Origin of the sequence: Erwinia mallotivora, from assembly GCF_000590885.1 — a bacterium.
GTDB lineage: Bacteria > Pseudomonadota > Gammaproteobacteria > Enterobacterales > Enterobacteriaceae > Erwinia > Erwinia mallotivora.
Map to the genome: position 1 here is coordinate 21,430 of NZ_JFHN01000066.1, position 18,586 is coordinate 40,015.

Below are 18,586 nucleotides of genomic sequence, written 5' to 3' on the forward strand. Positions count from 1 at the left end.
CACAATTCCCCTTCTGGCCTGCGTACTTCCCTTATATGGGGAGAACTCTGTGATCCACGTTTTTGGCCATATCAATCCTGACAGCGATGCCATTTGCACGGCGGTGGTTACCGCCTGGTGGCTTACGCAGCGCGGACAACCTGCCTCAGCCTGGCGAACCGGGGAGGCAAACCGGGAGACGCAATTCATTTTTGAGGCGGCAGGACTGACGCTGCCACCTCTGCTCACTATCCCTCTGAGAGGCGAGGCAGTCTGGCTGGTTGATTTTACAGAACCCGCTCAGGGGCCTGACGACCTGCTGCACAGCAACATCACTGGCATCATCGACCACCACCGGCTGGGCGGGCTGGTAACCCGGCTGCCACCGGAGGTATGCATCCGCCCACTCGGAAGCAGTGCAACAATACTCTGGCTGCTGATGGATAATCAGGCGCGCAAGGCGTTGGCCCCGACCCACGCCATGCTGCTGTTGGGTGCACTGCTAAGCGACACGGTCAACCTGCGATCCCCCACCACCACTGAGGAGGATATTCACACGGCAGGGGAACTCAGCGTCATCTCAGGCATGAGCCGTCGAAGCTTCGCCCGCAACCTGCTCCGCGCAAAAACCGACCTGAGCGGGCTGACAGCACAACAGCTGCTGGACAAAGACCTGAAAGCGTTTGTGATTGCAGGGACAGACGTGCGTATCGCTCAGATTGAAGTCACTACACCGGAGCAGGTTGCCCCGCTGATGGATGACCTGCGCGCCGCCATGACCTTTCTGGCCAACCAGTCTGGTGCCGGGATGGTGGTGCTGATGCTGACCGATATCGTGGCTGGTTTTTCCACGCTGTATTTCGCCGGGCGGGAGAGCGTCCATGCAGCGTCCTGCTCGGTTCCGGGCATGCTGAGCAGAAAGAAGCAGCTCCTGCCGTGGCTTGAAGCCCACCTTAATCAGAACCGGAGTAACCCATGAAGACTTATACCCACGCGCTGGTCCTCGTCAACGACGCAAAGGACGGCGCACTGCTGCTGAGTCGTGCGACTTCGCTGGCGCAGCCGCTCAACCTGAAAATCACCCTGGCCCACATCAGCGACGACTGGCGCGAGATGAACTACGTTTCCGACAGCCTGATGGACGACATCGTGTCGGAAGAGGTGGTGAAAGCCAAAGCCTTTCTGAGCGAGCTGGCAGCATCCGTGCCGGAGGCGGTGGATACGCTGGAACTGGTCACCATGCGCCGCTTTAAAGATGTGGAAAAGTGCATCCTCGACCAGGAGGTGGATCTGGTTATAGCCGGACACCGTCATCGTTTTATGGGGATGCTGACGTCGCAATCGGCGGGATACATCAACCACCTGACGGTGGATGTTCTTATCATTCACCTTGGTAACTGAACCAGGAGAAACATCATGCGCTTTATACTGGATAAGGTGACCGCCCGCGAAATTCTTGACTCGCGTGGCAACCCTGCTGTTGAAGTTGAAGCTTTCACCGCAGAGGGTCAGATGGCGCGTGCCTCTGTGCCCTCTGGTGCCAGCACCGGTTCCCGCGAAGCCCGCGAACGTCGTGACGGTGATGCCAGACGATTTGGCGGAAAGGGCGTCAGGGATGCAGTAGACGTGGTGAACAAAGAGATCTGCGCAGCGGTGCGCGGCACTGACGTACGGGAACAACGGCAGTTGGATAACATCATGCTGGCTCTGGACGGGACCGACAACAAAAACCGTCTGGGCGCTAACGCTATTCTCGGCGTATCGCTGGCGGTGGCGCGACTGGCGGCCCAGGCTTCGCATGAGCCGTTATGGCGCTATCTGGGAGGGCTTCAGGCGAACCTGCTGCCGGTGCCCTGCATGAATATCATCAACGGGGGAGTGCATGCCCGTGGTCAGGGCGCGGACTTTCAGGAGTTTATGATAGCGCCACATGGTGCACCAACGCTGAACGACGCCGTCCGTCAGGGTAGCGAGGTATACCAGGCGTTACGCCAGATACTGCTGGACAAAAACCTGTCGGTGGCGGTCGGCGATGAGGGTGGCTTCGCGCCCACCGTATCATCAAATCGTGAGCCGCTGGAGTTTATCATGCAGGCTATTGAGAAAGCGGGCTACCGACCCGGTGAGGAGATCAGCATCTGTATGGATCCCGCCTCCAGCGAGTTTTACGCGGACGGGAAATACCGTCTGCGCACCGAAGGCAGTTTGCTGAGCGCCGCAGAGATGACCACATACTACGGCGAGCTGATGGATCAGTTCCCCATCGTGCTGCTGGAAGACGGTCTGGCCGAGGACGACTGGGATGGCTGGAAACACCTGCACCAGCGGCTTGCGGACCGCGCCGAGCTGGTTGGCGACGATCTGTTTGTCACCAACGTGAAATACATTCAGCGCGGCATTGATGAAAATCTCGCCAGTGCCGCGCTGATTAAACTCAACCAGATTGGTTCGCTCAGCGAAACGCTGGATGCCGTGGCGCTTTGCCAGCGGCACGGCTGGGGAGCGTTTATGTCGCACCGCAGCGGCGAAACGACCGATACCTTCCTGGCTGACCTGACGGTTGCCCTGCGCGCTGGCCACCTGAAAACTGGCGCGCCGTGCCGGGGAGAACGCGTGGAGAAATATAACCAGCTTATGCGTATTGAGCAGGCACTGGGGGAGGACGCACATTATGCAGGCATCAAAGCATTCGTACGCCATACCTGACCTTCATCGCCACACAGTCTGCGCCCGGCTTTTGCAGCGGTGCTTTACTCCCATTCGCATCCAGCCAGGCGACGAGTGTAAAGACCTTGTGAAATGTTATCCTGATAACATTCATAAGCTGACAGGCCATTAACGGTTGTGACTGCCGAGGGCAGTCGTACAAAACCTCTCTTACCGCGACTGTCGTCCAGCCCGAATCAGGAAAATGAACATAACGCCCTGCCCTCCTCCCTTTCGGGGGAGCGGCAGGATAATCTTTTGACCTGGAAACTACCGGAGAAGAATATGAGAACGCAGAAGCGATGCATGGGGTATGTGGCAATTGTTGTCGACGACTACGATCGGGCAATCGAATATTACACCGATAAGCTGGGTTTTACGCTGGTAGAAGATACGCCGCAGCCCGGAAAACGCTGGGTTGTGGTTACACCAAACCCTGAAAGTGACTGTAATCTTCTTTTGGCCCGTGCTTCAAACGAAAGACAGGAGACATTTGTCGGTAACCAGTGTGGTGGGCGTGTTTTTCTCTTCCTTCAGACCGATGACTTCTGGCGCGATTACAACGCGATGAAAGCCAAAGGTGTGATGTTTTGCCAGCAGCCGCGAGAAGAGGAATACGGTACGGTGGTTGTATTTGAAGATATTTATGGTAATCGCTGGGATTTGTACCAGAACAAGTAAAATTATATCACTCCGTCATCTGCGGCCTGGATATCACCCGGCGCATTTGGAAAGATGCTCCCTGTTTCGTTGGCCAGACAACTTCTGCTATTCCCGGATCAAACAATACATTCTTCTTACTGACCCGGGCTGGCCCTGCATCGCTAATCCCCTGACTCCCTGGGTCTGCGCCACGGAACCAATGTGTATCAGGTTTAGCTCTCTTCCCATTCTGCTCATCAGAAAAAGCAGCACCAACGCGTCTGGTGCTTATTTTTTTATCACTTTATTCATATCTTCAATAAGCTGGTCTTCCGCCATTTGCAGTCTGATCTCTTTTTTATCGGTCTTTTGGCTGAGCTGCTGATAGCGACGCCTTAACGTCTGTAACAGCGTCTGAAAGGCAGGAGAAAGTAAGCGACGGCCCGGGTAGTAAATATGATAACCAGTAAAAGGCTGGCACCAGTCGTCCAGCACCTGGACTAATGTCCCTTCAGCGATTTGCCGGGTGACCTGGTCCTCCATCACGATGGCTAATCCCAGCCCCGCTTCTGCGGCAGTGACCGCGGCAATGATGCTGTTAACAATAAACTGCCCATCGACACGGACATGCAGTTCACGCTCACCATTGCTGAATTCCCAGGGATAAATGCCGCCAGAAGCAGGCATACGAATATTGATGCAGGAATGACGGGTTAAATCCTGCGGTATATGCAACGGCGGATGTTTTGCCAGGTAATCCGGCGAACCGACCACCACCATGCGGATATCCGGGCCGATTCGCAGCGCGATCATATCCTGTGCAATCTGCTCACCCAGTCTGATCCCTGCATCAAAGCGTTCGGTGATAATGTCTGTCAGGGCTGAATCCAGTGATAATTCAATTTCGATATCCGGAAAGGCATGTAAGATTTCGGCAACGGCTGGCCAGATCAGCGTTTCTGCCACATGTTGACCCGTGGTGATCCTCACCAGGCCTGCGGGTTTATCTCGAAACTGGCTGAGTGCCTGTAAGCGATTGTTAATATCACTGAAGGCAGGACGCAGCGTGTTGACTAACTGCTCACCGGCCTCGGTAGCTGATGCCGTTCCTGATACCCTGGTCGCTTATATGATTGCCAGGCGTGCAAACCATCTCCGGGTACAGGCGTCTGCTATCAGCTGGGGTGCCAGGGGGGCGCGAGTCAACTCAATCAGCCCTGGCATCATCGTCACCCCGCTGGCAAAACATGAACTTGATTCAGAAATTGGTGATATTTATCGCGCGATGGTCGAGGCCTCACCCACAAAACGCATGGCTCCCCCGGAAGAAATTGCCGTGGCCGCCTCTTTCTTACTCGGTGCAGATGCGGGATTCATTACCGGTAGCGATCTGCTGATTGACGGTGGCGTTATTGCCGCAATGCGCGCGGGTAAACTGCAAACGCCAGGCTGATGTAAGGTCGCAGAATAAATGAAGCGGGTAACAGAAAAGCACCTTCTGTTATCCCCGCCCAATGGCGGGGCGATAGCATCGGCTTTGTTGCTGTGATCACGCCTGCTTTCAGTGACAAACACTACAATTCCAGCCCTGCACGATATTGTCCCCATTTCAGCACCGAGTTTACGCCGACCGACAAAAACGGCTGCGGCGGCGTTTTATTTGGCCCCGGAGACGCGCAGAGAAAATTGATTAACTCATTGTTTTCACCGGCAATCATATCCGCCAGCAGTTTACCGGTGGCCGTGCCGCGGGTGATCCCCAGCCCGTTACAGCACAGCGCCCCATAGACGTTCGGTGCCAGCTGGCCGAAGAAACCTTCGTGATTTTCTGACAGGCAGATTGCCCCACTCCAGGAGTATTCAAAATCGACATGATTAAGCGTTGGGAAGCGCCGCTCAAAGGACTTGCGATGTCTGGCAATAAAGCTCTTCAGATGATAGTCACGCGGGCGGCCATCCGGGTGGAAACTAAAACTGTTGCGCACCAGAATGCGGTTATCGATGGTGCGACGAACGGTACTGCCAAACGGATGCGCGGGAATCACCCCCCACACCGGCTTGCCGCCGAGAAAAGCGTGCTCATCGCCACTCAGCGGACGAGTCAGACTGCCGTACAGGAAGGTTGGCAACAAACGCCCGCGCAGGAAACCAAAGTGTGATGCGAAAGCGTTATTCGCCAGGATCAGCTTATCAGCAGTAATGCTGCCTTTATCATGCACCAGCGTCACTCTGTCGCCATAATGAATGGCGGTGATCGGCGTGTACTCGTAGAGCGTTACGTTTGAAGGCAGGCTGTTTGCCAGCCCTTTTACCAACGCTGAAGGCTGGAGCAGGATAGTGCCCGGAATATAAAGCGCCTGTTTATAGTAGGCAGTACCGATATGATCAGGCAGATCCCTGCCTGCAATCATCTGCGTTTCACGACCCACCTTCTCCAGCCCACGTCGGTAGGCCTCCAGAATCGCCACCCCTTTTTCACCTACCGCCGCCTGATATTTACCGGATTCGGACATCTGACACTCTATGCCGTGTTCCCTGACGATAGCGCGCAGATAGTTCTGTCCCAGGGTGTTGAGCTGCAAAATCAGGCTGGCGGTTTTCACATCGCCAATGTAGTCCTTCGCCCCAATATCGTGCGGCACGTCGATAGCAAAGCCCGCATTGCGTCCGGAAGGGCCGTACCCGACCTCCTGCGCCTCGACCAGCACGATTTCATCGTCGGGGAAGTGATGTGCCATCTGACGGGCAGCGGCAAGACCGGTCAGCCCGGCACCAACTATGACCCAGCGAGCATGTTTTTGCCCGACATGGGCGGGATGCGGAGTGCGCGATGGACTGGTGTGATACCACCCCGGCAGGGCGTCATCAGCAGGAAGTGAAGTGATCTTTTGCACGTTATTTTACTCCGGTACGCTGCCATTTTTACTGTGGTTTGCTTGTGCTTTTCCAGGCGAAAAGCGTTGCCGGAATGATGTTAGCCAGGATGAAAACAGGAATATGTGATGAATATCTAATGTATACAAGAAGTATAAATTTAGTTAATTTTATGTTAAAACAGGCGAGCAAAAGCCCCCGTACGAGCGGCGATATGATGTGTTCTGGCGCAGAAATGACCTGCCAGCGGACGCCGGCAGGCGTCCCCTCAGGCGAGGTTATTCAGATGACCGGACAGGGTCATCCGCTTTAAGTCCTTCAGGGGCAATAAATATCTCCATGTTCTCCCGCGACAGCGACCAGTGTTCAAAAACCAGCTCCACCACTGCCTGCTCGTCACGCGCTTCCAGTGCGGCGATAAACGCATCGTGATGATCGGCCGCCAGCGCCAGACGCCGCGCCATGTCATCATTCTGCGGTCGGAAAAAAGTGTGACCTATGCGACAGTGGTCAATCAGCAAACGGCCAAGGCTCGGCTGCAAATAAGGGTTTGCCGCCATCTCGCCCATAATTTCGTGAAAGCGGTTATTTTCCAGCGCCAGCGCTTCTGCGTCCTTGCTGAGCATCGCTTTGCGAAAACGCTTTTGCGTCTCTTTCAGCCCCTTTAACTGCGCTGGCTTGTAATGCTGCACCGCCAGTCGTCCGGTGGCCGCGTAAACCATTGGGGCCACCAGGAAGAAATTACGCAGCGTCCCATGGCTCAGGGGGATCACCCGGACACCACGCTTTTCCACAATCTCAAGGTATCCTTCACCAGCCAGCCGCTGAAAGACTTCGCGCACCGGCGTCCGTGACAGCCCGTATTGCGCGGTCAGACTGGCTTCATCCAGCAGCTCATCCGGAGCCAGCGCCATCGTTAAGATGTGTCGCTTGAGATCCTCATACAGCGCTGCCTTCCCCGTTCTCATTACCGCCTCCTGAATGTCGACCTGATATGCTGCTTAACCTACAGATAAAGGTGCACTACAGCAAAAATATCAGGCGCAGGGATCACGCTCTGCACATCTCTCTGGCGGTCTGGTAAATCATTATCAGGACGGGTTCCACATCCCGGTCGGGCGGATGGCGCAGTATTTCTCCGCGCAGCCAGACAATTTCACTGCTGGCGCGCTGCTGAAAAGCGGTATTTTGCCCGGCATTTTTCAGCCACTTCATAATAAAGGCATTTTTCTGCCGCCCTGAAGCAATGCGGCCCTGCTTTCTTCTGATACTTAACGCCGCCAGAAGACAGAAATAGAAATGCGTTCTGTCTTCCAGGTCGTCAAAGAGGGCTTCAGGCGTCATCTTCAGTAACATCAATCCAGATGGTCTTCAGCTCGGTGTACTGGTCGAGCGCGAACACCGATTTATCACGCCCGCCAAAGCCGGACTGCTTATAGCCGCCAAAAGGCGTTGTTGCATCGCCTTCACCAAAGCAGTTAACGGTGACAGTACCGGCGCGAACAGCGCGCGATACGCGAATGGCACGACTGAGTTTGCCGGTATAGACCGACGCGGCCAGCCCATAGGGGGTGTCGTTCGCCAGGGCAATGGCTTCGGCTTCGGTTTTAAACGGAGTGACACAGAGCACCGGTCCGAAAATCTCTTCCCTGAACAGGGCGATTTCAGGCATGACGTCATCGATAATCGTAGGTTGCACGTAAGCGCCCCGCTCCGTGTCGCCACCGTGCAGCACCCGCAGCCCCTCCTGACGCGCCATGTCGAGGTAACCACTCACCTTACTGAAGTGTTCCGGCGAAACCATCGTGCCAAGCCGGTTGTTCGGGTCGAGTGGATCGCCCAGCGTCCAGTTGCCAATCTGCTTTGCCATCTCCGCCAGCAACGCCTCTTTCACCTCTTCCTGCACCAGCAAACGTGAGGTGGCAGAGCAGTTCTCGCCCATGTTCCAGAACGCACCGTTAAGGACATGTCCGGCGACTGCGGCTAAATCATCGGCATCGTTAAACACCAGCGCCGGGTTTTTTCCGCCGCACTCCAGCACCACCTTTTTAAGATTGGACTCCGCCGCGTAGTGCAGGAAACGACGTCCGGTGACCGTGGAGCCGGTGAAGCTGACCATATCAATATCCGGATGCAAACCAATCGGTTCGCCCACCTCTTTTCCGGTTCCGGTGACAACATTCAGTACGCCCGCCGGCACCCCCGCAGCAAACGCCAGTTCCGCCACGCGCAGCGAGGTCAGCGAGGTCTGCTCTGCTGGCTTGACCACCAATGAACAGCCTGCCGCCAGCGCGGGGCCAATTTTCCAGGCGAGCATCAGCAGCGGAAAATTCCAGGGCAGGACGCAGCCCACCACCCCAATCGGCTCACGCACCACCAGCGCCAGCGCCTGACCAGCCGGTGCCGTGTGATCGTATAGCTTGTCGATGGCTTCCGCGTGCCATTTCAGGACATGGATAGTCTCTGGCACGTCCACCGCCAGACATTCGCTGACCGGCTTACCGCTGTCGAGGCTTTCCAGCACCGCCAGTGACTCCAGCTCCTGCTCCATCAGGGCCGCCAGCTTAAGCAGCACCGCTTTACGTTCCCCCGGAGCCCGCTTGCTCCAGCTGCCCGATTCAAAGGCCTTACGTGCCGCGCTCACCGCCGCGTTAACGTCCAAGGCATCACAGGCGGCAATATTGACGATGGCCTCACCGGTAGCCGGGTTGCGGGTCGTCAGGGTTTTACCGTTAAGCGCGGCGGCAAAATGACCGTTAATAAACGCCTTGTCAGGAAACGAAAGGTCATGCGCAAGGCGCGTGACGTCATTAAGCGTCTGAAGCTGTTTCATTCTGCCCCCTTATCCTGCTGTGACCTTAGCCACGTTGCGTTTTACATCGGCAATCGTCGCTTTCAGCTGGGCTTGCTCTTCTTCATTCAGGCCGTGCAGCGGCGCACGAACCTGACCGCAGCTCAGGCCATTCAGCTCACAGCCATAGCGGATGGATTGCACAAATTTGCCACCATCAAGGAAGTTCATCAGCGGCATCATCGCAGCCATGATCTTACGTCCCTTTGCAAAGTCCTTTTCCACCACGCAGGCTTCATACAGCGCCACATGTTCGCGTGGAATAAAGTTTGAACCGGCACACACCCAGCTACGCGCTCCCCACGCGAAGAACTCCAGCGCCTGGTCATCCCAGCCGCAGGAGAGTGCAATATTGGGAAATTTGCAGGCCAGCAGATGCAAATTATTGAAATCACCCGAGCTTTCTTTAATGGCAACCACGTTTGACGAGCGGCTCACCTGCTGAAAGTAGGTTTCACCCATGGCGATCCCCATCCGGCCCGGATAGTTGTAAAGCATGATCGGCAGCTGCGCGGCTTTATCTATCGTCAGCGCATGATGGGCGTTTTCCAGTTCGGTGGGCAGCGCGTAGGGCGGTGAAGTGACCAGGATCGCATCGGCTTTGATTTCGCGCGAATGCTTCGCGTAGTCCACCGCGTCTTCAGTGCGGATGGCCCCCGTACCGACGATCAGCGGCAGACGGTTGCCAATCACCTGACGCGCATGTTCAGCAAGTGCCTTACGCTCTTCCGGGCTCTGGGCGTAGTATTCTCCCGTCGAACCACCAATAATGATGCCGTGCACACGGCCTTCAATCAGGGACTCCAGTACATCGGCAAAGCGAGCGAAATCAATGCTGCCATCGGCTGCGTAAGGGGTAATTGCGGGGGTGTAGATACCATCAAATGTCAACACGATAACCTCCAGGGAAATTCACAACCATCAGTGTCTGTTCAGCAGCCCGGCAGACTGCGATTTGTTAAAAATTTGCACACGGAGGCGAAAGAGGTCAATGGATGAATATTTTTTGTATACAGCAGAAATACAACACAAAGACGCTTAAATAGTAAATTCCTACACGCGCATTAAAATTAATTGTTTTTAATCAATTCATTAAAAAACAATCAACGCCGTATTAATTTTCTATATGATTTAAGATAGCGATCACATTCCGGAATTATTGCCCCGAAAGACGTATTTACAGCGCCCATGCGCAGGCATAGTTTTAAGGCGATATTTAACCAGTTATTAACAGTTCCACAGCCGATGAGCCGGTGGTTAACAACATTCAGACAGAGGTGCAGGGTATGCCCCAGAATAAAGCGACACTCATCGGACTGATAGCTATCCTGCTGTGGAGCGCAATCGTTGGGTTAATCAAAAGCGTGAGCGAAGGCTTTGGCCCGGTAGCAGGCGCTGCGTTGATCTACACCTGTAGCGCCATTCTGCTGCTGTTCACCGTTGGCTTTCCGAAGCTGCGGCAGTTTCCGTCAGGCTACCTGTTTTTCGGCAGCCTCCTGTTTGTGAGTTACGAACTCTGTCTGTCGCTGTCGCTGGGCTTCACCCACTCGGGCCGTCAGGCAATCGAAGTCGGAATGGTAAATTATCTCTGGCCCGCGATGACAATTTTGCTGGCGGTGGTGGTCAACCGCCAGAAGACCAGCCCGCTTATTATTCCGGGAATGCTGTTATCCGTGGCGGGAATATGTCTGGTGCTGGGCGGCGAGCGCGGTTTCTCATTTAATGAGATGACCAGCAATATAATGGAAAACCCGCTCAGCTTCGGCCTCGCACTGAGTGGCGCTGTTATTTGGGCAATTTATTGCGTGGTGACAAAAATTATTGCCAAAGGGAATAATGGCATCACGCTGTTCTTTATTTTAACCGCCCTGACATTATGGATAAAATATCTGACATCCCCGCAGCCAGAGTTTGTTCTCTCCTGGCATACATGGCTTAGCCTGGCACTGGCTGCCATTGCCATGGGCTTTGGCTACGCGGCATGGAATGTGGGTATTTTACATGGCAATGTGACCGTGCTGGCTGCCGCCTCCTATTTTATTCCCATTATCTCGGCGCTGCTGGCGGCCTTTATCCTGAACTCGCATCTGACGCTCTCATTCTGGCAGGGCACTGCGATGGTGAGTCTGGGCTCGCTGATCTGTTGGTGGTCTACCCGCAGCATAGCGCCAAAAAAATTACCGGCAATAAATCAAAGTAAGTAAATACCAGATAATAAAAACATCTTACCCGCCTGCCCTGTACCAGAGGAGTCGTTGTTATGAATCAGCAGAAATAACAGAAATTACTCTCTATTAATTTTTCGGCATCGCTTTATCTGCTCTGGATAATGCTCTGACGATCTTACCTGACCTATATTAATTCCGTGATCGTTAAATTAACGGTACGGGTTTCGTCTGCCTGCAATACGCCTTTGTGGCTAATAAGGCCGGTTACCCCTGTTAATTTAACATCATCGGGGAAAGACAGGAGTTATCATGTCAAATACGCTTTCTGTAGAAGACCTTCCACTTAACCGCTTCCATCGATTGCTGACCGTGCGTTCAGGCGGGGGATCTTTTGTCGACGGTTATGTGCTGAGTATCATCGGTATCGCCATGATGCAGGTTTCCCCTGCTCTGGGCCTCAACGCATTCTGGCAGGGCCTGATTGCCGCTTCGGCATTAATCGGCATCTTCTTCGGCGGCTTTATTGGCGGTGCGTTAACTGACCGTCTTGGGCGACGCCTGCTTTATTTCGTTGGCCCGACCCTGTTCATTGTCTGCTCACTGGCGCAGTATTGGGTGCAGAGCGGCGAAATGCTGTTTGCCCTGCGCTTTATGAACGGCGTGGCGGTGGGGATTGAATATCCGGTAGCCACCGCCTTCCTGGTGGAGTTTTTGCCGAAGAAAAATCGCGGGCCCTGTCTCGCCACGCTCACCATCTTATGGTTCGCGGGGGCCGCCGCAGCTTACCTGACCGGTGAAACGATTCTCAATGTTGCCGGCTCTGACGCCTGGCGTCTGACACTGGCCAGCACTGCCGTCATTGGCATCCTGCTGTTCATTGTGCGTATGGGCACCCCCGAGTCCCCACGCTGGTTGATAAGTAAAGGCCGCCACGCTGAGGCCGAAGCCATTATCCGCCGCGTTTACGGCCCGGAGTTTGGCCTGGACAATCTGCCGGTTCAGACCGAGAGCAAAAATCTCTCCTTTGCCAACCTGCTCCATTCCGGCTACGGCAGGCGCATGGCATTTGTCACGGTCTTCTGGACCTGCTCCGTCATTCCGGTATTTGCGGTCTACGCCTTTGCGCCAAAAGTGCTGGATGCGCTACATCTAAGCGGCCGCTGGGCTTCCTGGGGTTCGGTAAGCATCACCCTGCTGTTCGTGATCGGCTGCATTATTGCCACCCGCCTGATCAATACTCTGGGGCGTCGTAAGCTACTGCTGCACAGCTTCCTGTGGTCTGGTCTGGCATTGCTGCTGTTAGGTTTGCTGCGTGACGGCCCCTCTTTGTTAATCCTGCTGATGTTTGGACTGTACGCGCTGTTTATTGGCGGTGCTCAGGTGTTGCAGTTGGTCTACCCGAACGAGATTTTCCCAACGGAGATCCGCGCCGGTGCGGTGGGCGTGGGCACCTCGCTGTCGCGTATTGGTGCGGCGGTGGGGACATGGCTGGTGCCCGTTTCGTTGCAAAATATCGGCATCGGCCCGACGATGTATATTGCAGCGGCAATCACCTTCTTTGGTCTGGCCGTCTCCTGGTTGCTGGCCCCGGAAACCAACGCCCGTAGCCTGGAAGATGCCTCTTCGCTGGATCACCAGCCACCAGCGGAAAAAGCTGCTGTACGGACGGTGCTGCCCAAACGACACAGTCTGTGAGACGAAAAGGGCGACGGGATGTCGCCCTTTTCTATTCCCTGATCAGTTTTTCGACTTCCCTGCGCCGTTTACGAAATGAGCTGGGCGTTTCGCCATACTGTTTGCGAAACCATGAAATCAGATGTGATGCATCTGAAAATCCGGTTGCGCTGGCGATGGCATTAATGCTGTTACCTGAATCCGCCATCAGCTTGCGTGCCTGCTCAAGGCGCATATTGCGCCAGTAAACCGACGCCGAATGGCCGGTGCAGCGGGTAAACATCAGATTCAACTGGCGGAAGGTCGCACCGGCAAAATCCGCAACTTCCGCCAGAGGGATCGGTGAATCAAGATGGTCTTTCATAAAGCCAATCACTTTACTGACCAGCGCATTTTCATAGACGTCGGGCGCGTTGAGCGTACTTCGCTGCTTAGCCTTGCCTGTGGGTTGCGGAGTATCGTCAACCAACAGATATTTCAGCACTTTTTGCGAGCGCACCGCCCCGCAGTGCTGGCGAATCAAATCCGCAGCCAGATCAATCGCCGTCCCTCCCGGGCAGGAGATGATCCCGCCATCTTTTATATAGGTTTTGTCGATAACCGGAATGGCTTGCGGAAAACGCAGACGAAATTCATCGCGGGTGGTGAAGTGGATAGCACAGTAGCGTCCATCCAGCAGACCGGCGTTTCCCACCACAAATGCCCCGCTACACAGGGTGATGATCGGGATATTACGCGCATGCAGTTCACGCAGTGCCTGCAACAACCATTCTGGCGGATCCCGCGTCTCTTCAAGCAACCCGCCCGCCACGATGAAGTAGTCCCAGGATTTAGTAAAATCCAGCGTTGCCGTAGGTGAAACGGGCAATCCACAGCTGGCGATAACCGGCCGGTCATCACAGGTCATCCACTCCCAGCGGCAAAAAATCTGTCGGCTGGAGAAAGATTCGTCAGCCGCAAAGCGCAAAGACTCCACCAGCCCGGCGACAGAGGCAAGCGTGAACTGGCGCATCAGCAAAAAGCCAATCGTTAAATCAGGTTTTGGCTCAGGGTGATTTATCGGCATTAATCGGGCTCCTTTCGTCCATTCGCCATGTCCGGCAGGCTTTTCAGTTGGTTGCTCTGCTGTGTATGTGCCCCTGGGTAAATATCTTTCTGGCAGGCCTGTTCAGACTTCTGGCTTCAGGATGCGTCGCGCAAAATTACCTTCAATGGGCACCGTCAGTCATCACAGTGGCGACTGACGCCGCTTGTGCATTGAAGATGTCCGGGCTGTTGTGAGACGCTGAAGTCACATCTGATAAAAATCTGGTTGCCTGATTTTTGTTAAAGAGGTTAATTTATTTAATGGTTTATTACTAACTTGAAAACAATTTTCTGTCACAGAGAGGAACAATGAAAAAAATCTCAGCCCTGCTCACTCTGCTTGCCTGCGGCTTTTCAGGAATTTCATGGGCTGGTGAAGCTCACGTCTGCCATTCACCGGCCGTTGCCACCAATTCAGCCGCTGCGATGCTGAGCGACAACACGGTATTTAATTGTGGTGAAAAGATAAGCGGAACCCTACCGCAGCTTGCCGCCCAGGGGTGGATCATTGTTCAGCAAACCGATCAGGTGGCTATCACCGATCCATCCCGGGTCTACGCTCAGTTAATTATCAGAAAATAAGCCGCGCTCAGGGAGGTTTTTTGCGTACCCGTCCGTCATCGCGATTGATCATTTTTACTCCTGAGCATCGGGTTCTACTCTTTCATTTCTGCCATGAAGATGATGCCCTGAGCGGCAAATCCTACTGGGCGACGCCAGGTGGAGGGCTGGAAGATAACGAAACCTTTGAACAGGCCGCATTACGCGAGTTACGTGAAGAAACCGGGCTGATAAGAGAGTCCGCAGGTCCGCACATCGCCAGCAGAAGCTTTACCATGACCCTGCCTGACGGCGAAACCGTACGGGCAGATGAGCGTTTTTTTATCATTCAGGCAGAAACCACTGAAACCTCCCTTTCAGGCTGGAGTGAAAATGAGCAGCAGGTGATTCACGCTCTGTACTGGTGGTCTCTGGAGGAGCTGGTCATATCTGAGGAAACGATATTTCCCCGTGAGTTACTTATTGAAATTATCAGCAGGCGGCCTGATCAACATCCGCATCAGCCCGGTCCATAACCATGGCCTGAACAAAAGCAACGCAGGCTTCAGGCGTTACCGTCAGCAACGATATAACTCTTGGCCTGCAAAGCACATACTCACCACCGCCGATAAGGCGTAAGAAGGCTGGCTTATCCCTGACCAGTCTTAATGAAATGGCCGTGGCGCGAAGTTTATGCAGAGACGCCAGCAGAATCGCTGGCTGAAAGGCACCGCTGCGCGGCATGGACTTCGCCAACGGGATCGGACCGTAATCTGTAAACCGGCCCAGTGCCATGCTGATGAATAAACCCCGTCAACGCAGGTATTGCCCGGTGACGGCAACGGTGCACTGGTCGAAATCAATACACAACCGGACACCAAGAGGAAGAGTCAGCATCGGATGGGTGTGGCAACAGTCGAAACCATCAACCAGGGGCAAAGGCTTATCTGCCAGAACTTCATATAAAACGTCTGAAGGTTGCCGCCCGCTCCCTTCATCATTAAAGCGCTCGTGTTTGCCTGAAATAATTGCACTGACTTTATCAAATATGCCGTTCAGCTTGAGCATAGAGAATGAACGCTCAACCGTCGCGATGTCTTTCAGACTGTCTTCGATAAACAATATATCGCCCTGCCGGATCTCTGGCATACACGGGCTTCCCATAATTCCGGAAAGCGTATTCAGATTCCCGCCAATTACCCGCCCTTCAATTCTGCCCTTTCCGACAAAACGACAGGTATTATCACAAAGTATTTTGGGCCTGACGGGTTCAACGGTGTCCCAGTTCAGCCGCTCATCCGTCCATTTTTCTGGCAACGTGTAATGACGGGTTGCCGAATGAGGTTGCATCAGCATTTCATAAAAAGAGTGCCAGGTTTGATCCACTAACGGCGGAAATTCACCAAAAGACGCGACCAGCGCCGGACCATAAAAGGTAATTAACCCTGTTCTGGCGTAAATCCCTGCCAGCAGAGCGGTCGCATCAGAGTAGCCAATGATAATTTTAGGATCTTCCATCAGCGTCTCATAGTCGAGATAGGGCAGGAGTGAATTACTGTTACTGCCCCCAATAGTGGACATGATGCAACGCACCCCAGGATCGCGAATCAGCGCGTTCAGCTCTTCAGCACGTTCTTTAATCGAACCTGAACGATAGAAGTCTGACCGGCCTGTCAGGCAGCCCGCTTTGAGCCGGAAGCCCTTCTTTTCAAGAAACGATTTTGCGCGGTTAAAGCGGTTGGGGGCGGTCACTGTCACCGGGGATGACGGAGAGAAAAAACCGATCGTATCGCCAATGCTCAAAGCCGGGGGTAACAGGGGTTGCCTGAAAGACATCTGTTTTCACCTCACCGTTGAATAAGTTGTACAGACCCTGTCATGGCGTTCAGGGGAGTGAATATAAATACAGGCTCCGGGCAAAACTGTCACTGCCCGTATTGATACTGATAATAAAGTGACTGATTCTCACTTTGCTTCTGTTTCAGACGACAAAGACATGTAGTGAAAATAACGAACAACCACAGCAGGCTGCGTCTTCTTTGGTATCAGGGTAAATCCTGATGCACTGAGCAGTTCTGCCAGTTTATGCCTGCACGACGTCATCGCCGGGCAGGCATTATTGCCGTAGCCTGTCGGGACACGGACAGCGCGCAAAAACCGGAGCGTAAACGGACCAGGTGAGATTTCGGGCACTGCCCGGGTTCAAAATGGCAGATAAACAGCCCTGATGGGCCTGGCTCTGAGTAAATGTTTATTTTACCCGACTAACGTAGCTGCGCCCGGGTAACAATTAAAAGGCGGCAAAGAATAAGCATCATCACGCTTTTCACGCCGGTGCGATTGACATGTTATGCACCCTGGAAACTTCTGTATAAAAGATGATTTTATTGGAAACTTTGTTACAATGGATAACATATTGATTCGCATGGCGATCTTTCAATAAACCTTTCCACATCATACTATTAAAAGTATAACTTACAGAGCATATAAAGCCATTATCGCAATAATGCTTCTTAAAAAATCCAGAAGATTGTAGTGAGGAGATATTCGTGAGCAGAAGAATAATGGTTAATCATATCGTCTGTTTTGAGCCAGAAAAAAAGAAAATCTCCGGAAAAAATGGGACATATTCTCTTAGTGCCTCAGCTGCATTATGTTTCGAACTGCTGCTGAATAATGCAGGAAACCTGGTATCCCATCAGGAATTTTATGAATATGCATGGCGACGGTTTGGCATGGAACCCACATCAACCTCTCTGTATCAAAATATCTCCACCCTGCGTAGCGCACTTAAAAAGTCAGGACTGACCACCGACATTATAAGAACAATGCCGCGCAGAGGATTTCTCCTCTCTCCATTGACCGAGATAGTCAGAGAGCAACCAAAGAGCAATGAAAACACCGGGAAAGAAACGCAAGAAATTGCCGTTATGAAAAATAATGATGTCGCCATCACACCGGAACCATCGGTGAATGAAATCATCACTGAAAAAATGTCATCACCTGTAAAACCCTCCTCAGACAGAACAAAAAAAAATGGCATAACGATATTAATAACAGCCTTTGCCGGCGTTATGGTAGGCGGTTCATTCTTTTTCATAAAAAACGAACCCCAGGAAAAAAACCTGTTCACATCCGAAGCCATTAGTTTTTCAGGGTGCAAAATATTTACTAACAGAGATTCTGTTATCAATAAAGAGAAGGTGGTCAGCATCGCCTCAGCACAGGAATTACAGTGCAACAAAACGCCTTATATCTATATGACCAGCTATAAGTACTCGGACCGACTCTCTCTCATTCTCTGTCAGCAACCGCTTAATGGCGAACACAATGCAAATTGTCATTCTCTGTATTACATAAAGAGCTTTCGCAAATGAAAAAAATTATCATTTTTCTTATATTTTCTTTGGTGACATATTTCTGTTTCTTCATTAAAAATCAATCCAGGCCAGAGGGTGAGTGTAAGGCCGAGATATCTTTTATAAAAGGAAATGAGCGTATGAATATCGTGTCATTTCAGAATCTTGATTCAGGTCAGGGAACCATATCCATCTCAGGAGTACTTTACAACGGCAAGAAAATCTCAGGATATCTGAGTAAAACAGTAAATTTCACCTATAAAAAGAACGGCGACAATTACCTTGTCAGATCAGATTTAATTCTCAACTCTCCTCAGATGACGCTGACCCCGGATGTTGAGAAGAGATGGTTACCCGATTTTTTCATCACCAAAGGACAGTCACTCCTCTGGAAGATAAAGCATTTAAATAACAGGTCATGGTTGGTCTATTCTGAAACAGTACCGCTCTACTTATGTGAAAAAAACTAATAATCCCGCAACATACCATTTAAACAATAAGTGCATTACACAATGCACTTTCACAAAACCTCTTAAAATCTCTTAAATCACAGTAGAAAACCAATCAATTTATTGATTTTTAACAGCTTTTTTTAACAGAAAAGATTTAATGAATTTTGATATTTATTAAGTCACACCTTATCAATTTTAAAGGTATCTTCTTTCCCGTTCCAGGCCGACCTGGCTTGTGTTCATTAGTTATATATT

Annotated in this window: 19 protein-coding genes; 11 read left to right on the forward strand and 8 right to left on the reverse strand. The window is 52.6% G+C overall.

Annotated elements, in window-relative coordinates; translation table 11 throughout:
- Positions 1-49: 49 nt before the first annotated feature.
- The 4 genes from BG55_RS17585 (at position 50) to BG55_RS17600 (ending at position 3,366) form a co-directional block, all read left to right on the forward strand.
- A complete protein-coding gene (locus tag BG55_RS17585; RefSeq protein WP_034940272.1) occupies positions 50-958 on the forward strand; it encodes a DHHA2 domain-containing protein in 909 nt (302 codons plus the stop codon).
- A complete protein-coding gene (locus tag BG55_RS17590) occupies positions 955-1,380 on the forward strand; it encodes a universal stress protein (RefSeq protein ID WP_034940273.1) in 426 nt (141 codons plus the stop codon). Before BG55_RS17585 ends, BG55_RS17590 begins: the two co-directional genes overlap by 4 nt.
- Before the next feature lie 15 nt (positions 1,381-1,395).
- The gene (eno, locus tag BG55_RS17595; RefSeq protein WP_034940275.1) at positions 1,396-2,685 is read left to right on the forward strand and encodes a phosphopyruvate hydratase; all 1,290 of its coding nucleotides are present in this window, start codon (positions 1,396-1,398) and stop codon (positions 2,683-2,685) included.
- 285 nt (positions 2,686-2,970) lie between these two features.
- On the forward strand, positions 2,971-3,366 hold the full coding sequence (locus tag BG55_RS17600) for a VOC family protein (protein ID WP_034940276.1): 396 nt from the start codon (positions 2,971-2,973) through the stop codon (positions 3,364-3,366).
- Positions 3,367-3,615: 249 nt separating this feature from the next.
- Here the strand turns inward: BG55_RS17600 and BG55_RS17605 are convergent, their stop codons facing one another.
- The gene (locus BG55_RS17605; RefSeq protein WP_084276361.1) at positions 3,616-4,392 is read right to left on the reverse strand and encodes a LysR substrate-binding domain-containing protein; all 777 of its coding nucleotides are present in this window, start codon (positions 4,390-4,392) and stop codon (positions 3,616-3,618) included.
- A 1-nt stretch (position 4,393) separates the two neighbouring features.
- Here BG55_RS17605 and BG55_RS17610 point away from each other — a divergent pair, with 1 nt between their 5' ends.
- Positions 4,394-4,780, forward strand: coding sequence for an SDR family oxidoreductase (locus BG55_RS17610; RefSeq protein WP_235192787.1), 387 nt, complete (start codon positions 4,394-4,396; stop codon positions 4,778-4,780).
- Between the two features lie 121 nt (positions 4,781-4,901).
- Here BG55_RS17610 and BG55_RS17615 read toward each other — a convergent pair whose 3' ends face one another.
- The 5 genes from BG55_RS17615 to BG55_RS17635 form a co-directional block, all read right to left on the reverse strand.
- Positions 4,902-6,221 (reverse strand): NAD(P)/FAD-dependent oxidoreductase, encoded by a 1,320-nt coding sequence (locus tag BG55_RS17615; RefSeq protein ID WP_034940278.1) that lies wholly within the window; start codon positions 6,219-6,221, stop codon positions 4,902-4,904.
- Between the two features lie 258 nt (positions 6,222-6,479).
- Positions 6,480-7,169 carry a GntR family transcriptional regulator gene (locus BG55_RS17620; protein WP_034940279.1) on the reverse strand — a complete coding sequence of 230 codons (690 nt, stop codon included), beginning with the start codon at positions 7,167-7,169 and terminating at the stop codon, positions 6,480-6,482.
- Between the two features lie 82 nt (positions 7,170-7,251).
- Entirely contained in the window at positions 7,252-7,545 is a 294-nt protein-coding gene (locus BG55_RS17625; RefSeq protein ID WP_052018931.1) for a hypothetical protein, read from the reverse strand.
- Entirely contained in the window at positions 7,535-9,034 is a 1,500-nt protein-coding gene (locus tag BG55_RS17630) for an aldehyde dehydrogenase (protein WP_034940281.1), read from the reverse strand. Before BG55_RS17630 ends, BG55_RS17625 begins: the two co-directional genes overlap by 11 nt.
- Positions 9,035-9,043: 9 nt before the next feature.
- A complete protein-coding gene (locus tag BG55_RS17635; RefSeq protein WP_200871644.1) occupies positions 9,044-9,946 on the reverse strand; it encodes a dihydrodipicolinate synthase family protein in 903 nt (300 codons plus the stop codon).
- Between the two features lie 392 nt (positions 9,947-10,338).
- On the opposite strand from BG55_RS17635, the gene yddG reads away from it, so the two are divergent.
- Together yddG and BG55_RS17645 are read left to right on the forward strand one after the other, a co-directional pair.
- Positions 10,339-11,256, forward strand: a complete 918-nt coding sequence (gene yddG, locus BG55_RS17640; protein ID WP_034940283.1) for an aromatic amino acid DMT transporter YddG — start codon at positions 10,339-10,341, stop codon at positions 11,254-11,256.
- A 273-nt stretch (positions 11,257-11,529) separates the two neighbouring features.
- Entirely contained in the window at positions 11,530-12,915 is a 1,386-nt protein-coding gene (locus BG55_RS17645) for an MFS transporter (protein WP_034940284.1), read from the forward strand.
- Between the two features lie 31 nt (positions 12,916-12,946).
- Here BG55_RS17645 and BG55_RS17650 read toward each other — a convergent pair whose 3' ends face one another.
- The gene (locus BG55_RS17650) at positions 12,947-13,960 is read right to left on the reverse strand and encodes a GlxA family transcriptional regulator (protein ID WP_034940287.1); all 1,014 of its coding nucleotides are present in this window, start codon (positions 13,958-13,960) and stop codon (positions 12,947-12,949) included.
- 329 nt (positions 13,961-14,289) lie between these two features.
- Between BG55_RS17650 and BG55_RS17655 the strand changes: the two genes are divergently transcribed.
- Both BG55_RS17655 and BG55_RS17660 read left to right on the forward strand, forming a co-directional pair.
- Entirely contained in the window at positions 14,290-14,562 is a 273-nt protein-coding gene (locus BG55_RS17655; RefSeq protein WP_034940289.1) for a hypothetical protein, read from the forward strand.
- 20 nt (positions 14,563-14,582) lie between these two features.
- Complete coding sequence (locus tag BG55_RS17660) at positions 14,583-15,056, forward strand: NUDIX hydrolase (RefSeq protein WP_034940291.1); 474 nt, start codon at positions 14,583-14,585, stop codon at positions 15,054-15,056.
- Positions 15,057-15,333: 277 nt separating this feature from the next.
- Here BG55_RS17660 and BG55_RS17665 read toward each other — a convergent pair whose 3' ends face one another.
- Positions 15,334-16,356 (reverse strand): S66 family peptidase, encoded by a 1,023-nt coding sequence (locus tag BG55_RS17665; RefSeq protein ID WP_034940294.1) that lies wholly within the window; start codon positions 16,354-16,356, stop codon positions 15,334-15,336.
- 713 nt (positions 16,357-17,069) lie between these two features.
- Here BG55_RS17665 and BG55_RS17670 point away from each other — a divergent pair.
- On the forward strand, positions 17,070-17,897 hold the full coding sequence (locus tag BG55_RS17670; protein WP_034940297.1) for a winged helix-turn-helix domain-containing protein: 828 nt from the start codon (positions 17,070-17,072) through the stop codon (positions 17,895-17,897).
- A 122-nt stretch (positions 17,898-18,019) separates the two neighbouring features.
- Positions 18,020-18,349, forward strand: coding sequence for a YqeJ family protein (locus BG55_RS17675; RefSeq protein ID WP_160170877.1), 330 nt, complete (start codon positions 18,020-18,022; stop codon positions 18,347-18,349).
- Positions 18,350-18,586: the final 237 nt, after the last annotated feature.

Coding starts and splice junctions, on each gene's coding strand:
- BG55_RS17630 (WP_034940281.1), bottom strand. CDS start 9,034: ATGAAACAGCTTCAGACGCTTAATGACGTCACGCGCCTTGCGCATGAC.
- BG55_RS17655 (WP_034940289.1), top strand. CDS start 14,290: ATGAAAAAAATCTCAGCCCTGCTCACTCTGCTTGCCTGCGGCTTTTCA.
- eno (WP_034940275.1), top strand. CDS start 1,396: ATGCGCTTTATACTGGATAAGGTGACCGCCCGCGAAATTCTTGACTCG.
- BG55_RS17665 (WP_034940294.1), bottom strand. CDS start 16,356: ATGTCTTTCAGGCAACCCCTGTTACCCCCGGCTTTGAGCATTGGCGAT.
- BG55_RS17590 (WP_034940273.1), top strand. CDS start 955: ATGAAGACTTATACCCACGCGCTGGTCCTCGTCAACGACGCAAAGGAC.
- BG55_RS17675 (WP_160170877.1), top strand. CDS start 18,020: ATGAATATCGTGTCATTTCAGAATCTTGATTCAGGTCAGGGAACCATA.
- BG55_RS17620 (WP_034940279.1), bottom strand. CDS start 7,169: ATGAGAACGGGGAAGGCAGCGCTGTATGAGGATCTCAAGCGACACATC.
- BG55_RS17625 (WP_052018931.1), bottom strand. CDS start 7,545: ATGACGCCTGAAGCCCTCTTTGACGACCTGGAAGACAGAACGCATTTC.
- yddG (WP_034940283.1), top strand. CDS start 10,339: ATGCCCCAGAATAAAGCGACACTCATCGGACTGATAGCTATCCTGCTG.
- BG55_RS17650 (WP_034940287.1), bottom strand. CDS start 13,960: ATGCCGATAAATCACCCTGAGCCAAAACCTGATTTAACGATTGGCTTT.
- BG55_RS17645 (WP_034940284.1), top strand. CDS start 11,530: ATGTCAAATACGCTTTCTGTAGAAGACCTTCCACTTAACCGCTTCCAT.
- BG55_RS17600 (WP_034940276.1), top strand. CDS start 2,971: ATGAGAACGCAGAAGCGATGCATGGGGTATGTGGCAATTGTTGTCGAC.